Annotated in this window: 7 protein-coding genes; 1 reads left to right on the top strand and 6 read right to left on the bottom strand. The window is 45.9% G+C overall.

Features of this window, described 5'->3' with window-relative positions; translation table 11 throughout:
• Positions 1-771, bottom strand: a 771-nt coding sequence (locus tag AC1DSE_RS26915; protein ID WP_477528474.1) for a saccharopine dehydrogenase NADP-binding domain-containing protein, incomplete at its 3' end; no start/stop codon positions are given.
• A 115-nt stretch (positions 772-886) separates the two neighbouring features.
• Here AC1DSE_RS26915 and AC1DSE_RS26910 point away from each other — a divergent pair.
• A complete protein-coding gene (locus tag AC1DSE_RS26910) occupies positions 887-1957 on the top strand; it encodes a response regulator transcription factor (protein ID WP_477509020.1) in 1071 nt (356 codons plus the stop codon).
• Between the two features lie 434 nt (positions 1958-2391).
• Here AC1DSE_RS26910 and AC1DSE_RS26905 read toward each other — a convergent pair whose 3' ends face one another.
• From AC1DSE_RS26905 to AC1DSE_RS26885, 5 genes are all read right to left on the bottom strand, one after another.
• Positions 2392-2808 carry a VOC family protein gene (locus AC1DSE_RS26905; RefSeq protein WP_076267544.1) on the bottom strand — a complete coding sequence of 139 codons (417 nt, stop codon included), beginning with the start codon at positions 2806-2808 and terminating at the stop codon, positions 2392-2394.
• A 145-nt stretch (positions 2809-2953) separates the two neighbouring features.
• The gene (locus AC1DSE_RS26900; protein WP_477528473.1) at positions 2954-3259 is read right to left on the bottom strand and encodes a DUF7667 family protein; all 306 of its coding nucleotides are present in this window, start codon (positions 3257-3259) and stop codon (positions 2954-2956) included.
• A 166-nt stretch (positions 3260-3425) separates the two neighbouring features.
• Entirely contained in the window at positions 3426-5507 is a 2082-nt protein-coding gene (locus AC1DSE_RS26895; RefSeq protein ID WP_477528472.1) for a glycoside hydrolase family 43 protein, read from the bottom strand.
• Positions 5508-5546: 39 nt separating this feature from the next.
• Positions 5547-6353 (bottom strand): carbohydrate ABC transporter permease, encoded by an 807-nt coding sequence (locus tag AC1DSE_RS26890; protein WP_339204443.1) that lies wholly within the window; start codon positions 6351-6353, stop codon positions 5547-5549.
• A gap of 19 nt (positions 6354-6372) precedes the next feature.
• Positions 6373-6988: carbohydrate ABC transporter permease (locus tag AC1DSE_RS26885; protein WP_477528471.1), on the bottom strand; the 616-nt coding region annotated here is incomplete at its 5' end.

The following is a 6988-nucleotide window of genomic DNA, read 5'->3' as shown; positions in this document are numbered from 1 at the left end:
GCATAACCTCGTAGATACTGATGGTACGCCTAATGTATGAGGTAGTGTTTCTTGGTCGGAAAAAGGGAAGYGATAGGCTGTTCGGACTTTTAAATCAGCGCCAAAATCTGTTTTAAGCCCTTCCGTAAAGCTGCTGACTCTTCGTGCGCTGCCTGATTCCGTAATATGAAATGACCGTGAGAGACTATCGACTGTCCATTCGATAGCTGCTTTGCCATGCGCGTCTCCAAGACCCAGCATAATGCCGATATCAATCCGTTGCACTTCATCCATCGACTGCACGGCCTTAAGCGCCAGCAGATTCGTCAGGCCTGGCGCCAGCCCGACGCTTAATACAGCGGTACCTTGCTGATCGTTCACGCTTTTATTCAAATGCTCCATCGCTGCAAAAAAAGCACCATTTGCCGATACGTCTACATAGTCCGCGCCAGCGAGCAAACAAGCTTCCGCAAAGGCAGTATCCATCTGATCCAAACACATTACAACAAGCTTTACTCGTTCAAGCTGTTGCTTCTTAAGCGGTTCTTCCACTGAAATGCGAAGCGGCTTTACCTTCCCGCCCCCGCTCTGGCAAAATTGCTCGGCTCGCGCTAGACTTCTGCCTGCCGCATACACGTTGCCTGGATAATGAATCGCAAGCTGATTGCATATTTTCCCGCCCACATGGCCGTAACCGCCTACTACAATGATGTCTGTTTTCATAGCTGTCCCCTTATCCTCTCTTAAATCAACATAGCCGTCTAATATATAAGCAGCAGCAAAGCTGTTCATCGTCTCATCCATTATGTAAAATGAATTAAGAATTATTCTCAATTATAGTGGAGATAAAATAAACGACCATCCCATAAATGTGGGATTCCGAATACAGAAATGAAGGAGACTGCGTATGTCTTTAACCATAGATATGGTCAAGCAGCGATTAAATAAGTTGTCCGTTGCCTCAATAACATCACAAGCTTATCGCGAAGCGGCCTTATCCATCATCAGAGAAGCCGTGCCTTATGCTGGAGCCTGCTGTACTTCTGTTGATCCGATGACTCTGCTCTCAATCGGGGCGACAACAGATGAGGCTGTGGAAGCAATTCATCATCAATTATTTGAATATGAATATTTGCATGAGGATTACAACAGCTATGAGCAGTTAGCCCAGTCAGAACTGGCCGCAGCCTCCTTAAGCAAAGCCACTGAGGGCCACTTGGGGCGAAGCGGTCGTTACCAAGAGGTTCTGCTGCCTGCTGGATTCGGAGACGAGCTGCGTGCTGCTTTGCTTTGCGAGGGTTCATGCTGGGGATATTTGACGTTGTTCCGTAAGTCAGGAGAGCCTTTTTTCCTTGAGTCGGAAATTTTGTTTATGGTCGCTGTCGCTCCGATTTTAGCCAAAACATTAAAAAAATACGCTTTGGAGCTTCCGTCGACCGAGGGCGTTGCAGGCTTAGAGGAGCCTGGCTTCTTGGTGCTGTCCGAGCAGCTTCAATTCAATTCCTCCAATGATGCTGCCCGCCGCTGGCTTTCCGCCTTAAGAGGCTTAGAGCAAATAGAAGGCGATACACTGCCAAGACCAATCAGAGCTGTTTGCTCTCGGACGCTGGCGAAGCCAGCCTCTTCAGCGGATGAAACAAAGTCAGCAAAAGTATGTATTCGGATGCCGAGCGGTCATTATTTATCCTTGCTTGCGAGCAGGCTGGATGGGACAAATGGTTTGACCCAGCTTGCGGTATTTATCGAGCTAGCTAAACCATCCGATATTGTTCCGCTTATATCAGAGGCATACGCCCTTTCTTCTCGCGAGAAGGAGGTTATAGAGCGGATCATCAAAGCATTTTCAACTAAAGAAATTGCTAAGTCTCTTCATATTTCTGCCTATACCGTTCAAGACCATTTAAAGTCGATTTTCACCAAAACCGGCGTAAACAGCCGGCGTGAGCTTTTATGGGAACTGTTTTCCCGTCATAACTAATAACCAGAGGTTGATGTCATCTTCAAGGGGTCTTGCAAACTGGGAACGAGATGCTGGCTAACACTCCCCAGATCACAGCTCTAACGAACTGTATCATTCTTATTGTGAACAAAATGCCATGTTTTGAATTTTAACGAACCCCATTAATGTTATAGCATGCTGTATTGGATGTCCTGAGCTGTTTTTCTCGAAATAAGGACGCTGGAGTTCGCTACATTTTCATTTCAAGACAAATGGTTTAAATAAGAGCTGCTGGGTTCGTTAACTGAAAATAGTGGTGCAATCCAAATGGCAGGTGAACGAAGCCCCAGCAGAGCAGCGCTTTGGGATTCACGCAGTCTAAGCTCGATTAACAAAACAAAGCAGGGGCTGTCCAAAACGCAGATAAATCTACGTTTAAGACAACCCCTGCATTACTTGCCTATTGCACCAGATTACCCTTGTTCGATCACACTTGGGTCCATATACACTAGTTCCCATAGATGATTATTTATATCTTGAAAGCTCCAGTTATACATAAATCCATGGTCGATTGGATCTTTAGCAGGTTTACCGCCAGCTTCCAAAGCCTTATTCACAATCTCATCCACTTGCTCTTTGCTTTCGGCGGATAATGTCAATATGACCTCAGCTGTTTTTGATGGATCTGCAATTTCTTTATCAATAAACGTTTGGAAGTACTGCTCAACCAGCAGCATAGCAAAAATATTAGGTCCGATGATCATACAGGTAGCTTTCTCATCCGTAAATTGGGGGTTGAACTCAAACCCTAATTTAGTAAAAAAATCGACTGTCTTATTCAAATCTTTAATCGGTAAATTCACAAAGATGTTTGCGGACTGAAAAGCCATAACCTATCACCTCTTAATTAGAATGCCCTACATGTAAATCATCACTATCATAATAACCTATATTCTAGCTTTATTACTAGTGAATGATAGTTTGTCGATTGCTTTTTTCATACCAATACTCGCACATTAATAAGCCGTTTCTTGCTTACTTCTCCGTTTTGCCTTCAAAAAACAAAGGACGCTTGCATTCATTAGTTCTCTCCAGCTTGTCAATTTCGACTGCGATTTCCTGAAGCCAAACCTCGTCACCTGTCATGCTCGCCATATAGCMAAAATTATATTGTTCGRCAAGTCTTTGTGCGTACTTGGCATTCAATTTCATGCAGGCGTTTAGCTCTGAGCTTTCTTGCTCCGTTAAGCTCCGTTTCTCCTGCAGCAGCCACAGCTCAGCAAGGCGCCAATGAACATTCATCATATCGATCATTCCCATCGTTCTATTAATGACCTTCACCTCTATTCTTTCCCAGTCGTAGCCAAAATAATCTCCTTGCTATTAAAACTCACAAAAAATTAGTAGATTTGCTATAAAAAAAAGAAGAGCCCGTCCCTAAAGGTCACTCGCGACCTAGAGAAACAGACCCATTATTTCATTAATCTATCATGACAACATTCACTTATTAAAGCATCGTATACCGTGTTTCACGGAATGAAGCTTCACCTGCGCCCACCAGACCAGGCAAGCCTGCAAGGCTGGATACAGCACCTGCAAATACGACTTGATCGTCCAGTCGAATGGTCAAGCAGCCGTTAACGACCGTACTCGAAAGCGTATGCCAGACCGTCCAATCGAAGTCTGCCGCATCTAAAGTAACGCTGGACAAAACAGATGCCTCTCCATCAATACATGACGATACGGTTACGGAACCGGCTGTACGATTCAACACGGCTTCTACCGAGTTGCGCTCATCCGTATAAGCGGCATAGACGCCATATTCGGAACCACGCTTCACGAGAATATCGGTATCAAAACAGTAAGCCTCACCTGAGGCAGCATCACCTAGTTTGTCCAATAACCAAGCTGTACGCAGCCCTTGCTTGCTGCGGCAGTGAAGCTCGCCGCCGCTGACACGGCAGATGCCATCGCCGCTTGTCCGCTCAAGCTGCTCAGCAAATGCAGTGCTGCTCGCATCCGTTAACGCCAAATGGCGTGTAACCTCAAAACCTGCGAAGGAAGCAGCTGTATAACGCGTTTGTAAACCTACGCTGCCGCTTGCAATCGGGAATTGTTTATCTATTACCGTAACCTCATCAAGCTGAATACGATAGTTGTCTCCCGTTTTCTCCACACGCAGCAAATGGTATACGGCGAAGTTAAAGCTCTCTGGCAAAGCATGCTCGATAGCTTCATGCTGAATGCCTTTATAGACGGCATGAGCACGTAGTACTCTTCGTCCTACATCCAATAAGACCGACACGTAATTGCTTTCGTCCTGATATGCGGCATAAATGCCATATAAACCGCCGGTATGATCCTTCGACCATTTCACGCTTGCTTCAAGAACATAGTGGCTGTATGCAGACTTCGTGACCGCCCCGGAGATAACAGCACGGCTTGTCTGAAGCGCTTCGCCATTTGCTCTTGTCCAGCTGCCCGCAGCTGCTTGCCACAACTCGCCTAGACCTTCTTCACTACCGTCAAATAAATCACGGAATGTTGGCTGCGCCGGCGCTGTCTGCGGCGTATAAGTCGGGCCGGCAATATAGAGCCGATCACCGCTCCAAAGCAGAGGATCTGCTCGCATCGTCCGCTGCTCACGGTCCATGTCAAGAACATCGTCAGCATTCCGGCCGTGGTAAAACACCCATGAATCTACGTTGTTTGGAGCTCTCACCACGGAATTGTGGCCTACGCCCTCGACACCATCATTTTTGCGAAGAAACGGCTCATATTGATCATCGGAAGGATATTTGTTCCATTCCAGCTCATGAAGCGGCTGGCCTTTGCTGCCGTCTGCCACCGAATAACCTAAAAAATAATTCGGGCGTACATATGCATTTCCGCTGTACATCATATAATGCTTCGTGCCGCGCTTCAAGTAAAAAGCACCCTCAATCGTATGCCAGTCACGGCCGTCGCCAAACCGATTTTCCTCATAGATTTCCTCATCAATAGTAGGCAATACGACAATTTGCGGTTCACCGGCTGGCGTAACCATATCAAGCATTTTATCGACCAGGATGACTGTGCCCGCACGATCACGATCTACGCCTGAATATTCATTATTGGAGTAAAACATATAATAATCGCCTTGCTCGTCCTTCACGACATGCGCATCCAATGAAAACGTGTCATAAAACGTTCGCACGTATTCGAATGGCCCTTCCGGTGTATCTGAAACGGCAACCATTAATCGCTCTTCATGCACATCATCTTCCGTTATCGGCATTGATGATACGTATAAGTAAAAGCGGCCATTCTCATATACAGCGGCTGGCGCCCAATATTCCTTATGCCCTTCCAGCTGAAATCCATAGCCTAAGTGCTCCCAGCTTACAAGATCACTGGATCGCAGCACAACTACGCCAGCTTTCGCGGTTGCATAGGTATAATAACGACCGTTAAATTTCAAAAGGTAAGGATCGGGATGCACGAGCGTCAGCGGCTCCTGCTGCCCTGCGCCCGCTCCGATCTTCAGCGGATTCAAATACGATGCGYCGCCATGATGCGGCAGTCCGATAGATGGTATGTTTTTAGCCATAATAATAGTCCTCCTCCAGCTTATCTACTAGCTCATTAATTAGCTTTTTACTGCGCCTGCCGTTAAGCCTGATTTCATTGCATTCTGACCGAACATATAAACAATAATTGAAGGAATAGTCATCAAAATAAGCGCTGCATAAAGCTGTGCGACCATTTCTGGCGTCTGATTTGTTGTACCCGTAAAAAATTGCGTAGCCAGCGTAACGGTATACATCTCTTCATCACGAATAAGGAGCAGCGGAATGATATAGTCATTCCATGAGTAGATAAACGTAAGCACTGCAATATTAATAATAGCAGGAATGCCAAGCGGGATCATGATCGTTCTGTACATTCGGAAGGATGTACAGCCATCAATCATGCCCGCTTCCAGAATCGCATTCGGAATGGAATCGAAATAGTTTTTGAGAATAAGAAGCATGAACGGTGCGTTGAATGCGACCAATGGCAAAATGACGCCAGAATAGCTATTCATAATGCCAAGTGTTTTTGCTGTAAAAAAGAGCGGTGACATGACCGCTGTCGCAGGAATAGCCAAGCAGGCAACCAGCGAATAAAATAGGACGTTTTTCATCTTGAATTGCATTTTCGAGAATGCATAAGCAGCCAGTGTAGCTAGCAAACCTACTGCGAGAGTTGTACATACCGCGATAAAAAAGCTATTGAAAACGACTAGGAAATAATTGACCTTTGGGTGATTGATAACGGCAAGATAATTGCCAAACCCATTGATGCCGAGCGATTTAATGACGGATTGTACAAGCGGATACAACCAAACGACCGCAACTATCGCTAAAACGGCTTGAATGATCCATTTATCTAATTTGCGTAAATTAATAAACATTTGAGCTCACCCCTTACGGTTATAAATCACGTTGTTGACGGTTCGTATACTGAATTTGCAGCACGGCAAGTATGAGAGCGATGATGAGAATGGTCACTCCTGCAGCAGCGGACATCCCGCCATTAAACTCCTCAATCGCCTTCTTATACACATAGGTAGTCAGAAACTCTGTCGAGCGCCCCGGCCCGCCGCCAGTAAGCAGCGATACGATGTCGAACGTTTTGAGCGAGCCGACAATACCAAGAATGACGAGTGTAGACGTTGTGCCGCCAACGAGCGGAACCGTAATTTTGAACAGCGTCCTCCAAAAGCCGGAGCCGTCAATTTTAGCTGATTCATAGATTTCATCTGGAATGGCTAGAAGCGCTGAATAATAAAGCGTCATACTAAAGCCCATCCATTCAAAAATATTGACGATAATGATCGACATGAGCGCATATTTGGGATCGCCAAGCCAGGATACAGCTAGAAAATCTAGCCCCAAAGCGCGCAATCCTTCATTTAGACTGCCGAAGTTTGTATCCATAATGATACGGAATATAGCTGCAATAATGATCGGTGCCATAATGGTCGGTATGAAATAGACCGATCTGAAGATGGAATGGCCCCGCAGCTTCGCGCGAAGCAGTATCGCC

Source organism: Paenibacillus sp. 01L418 (genome assembly GCF_056400045.1).
This window is presented reverse-complemented; position numbering and strand designations above follow the sequence as displayed.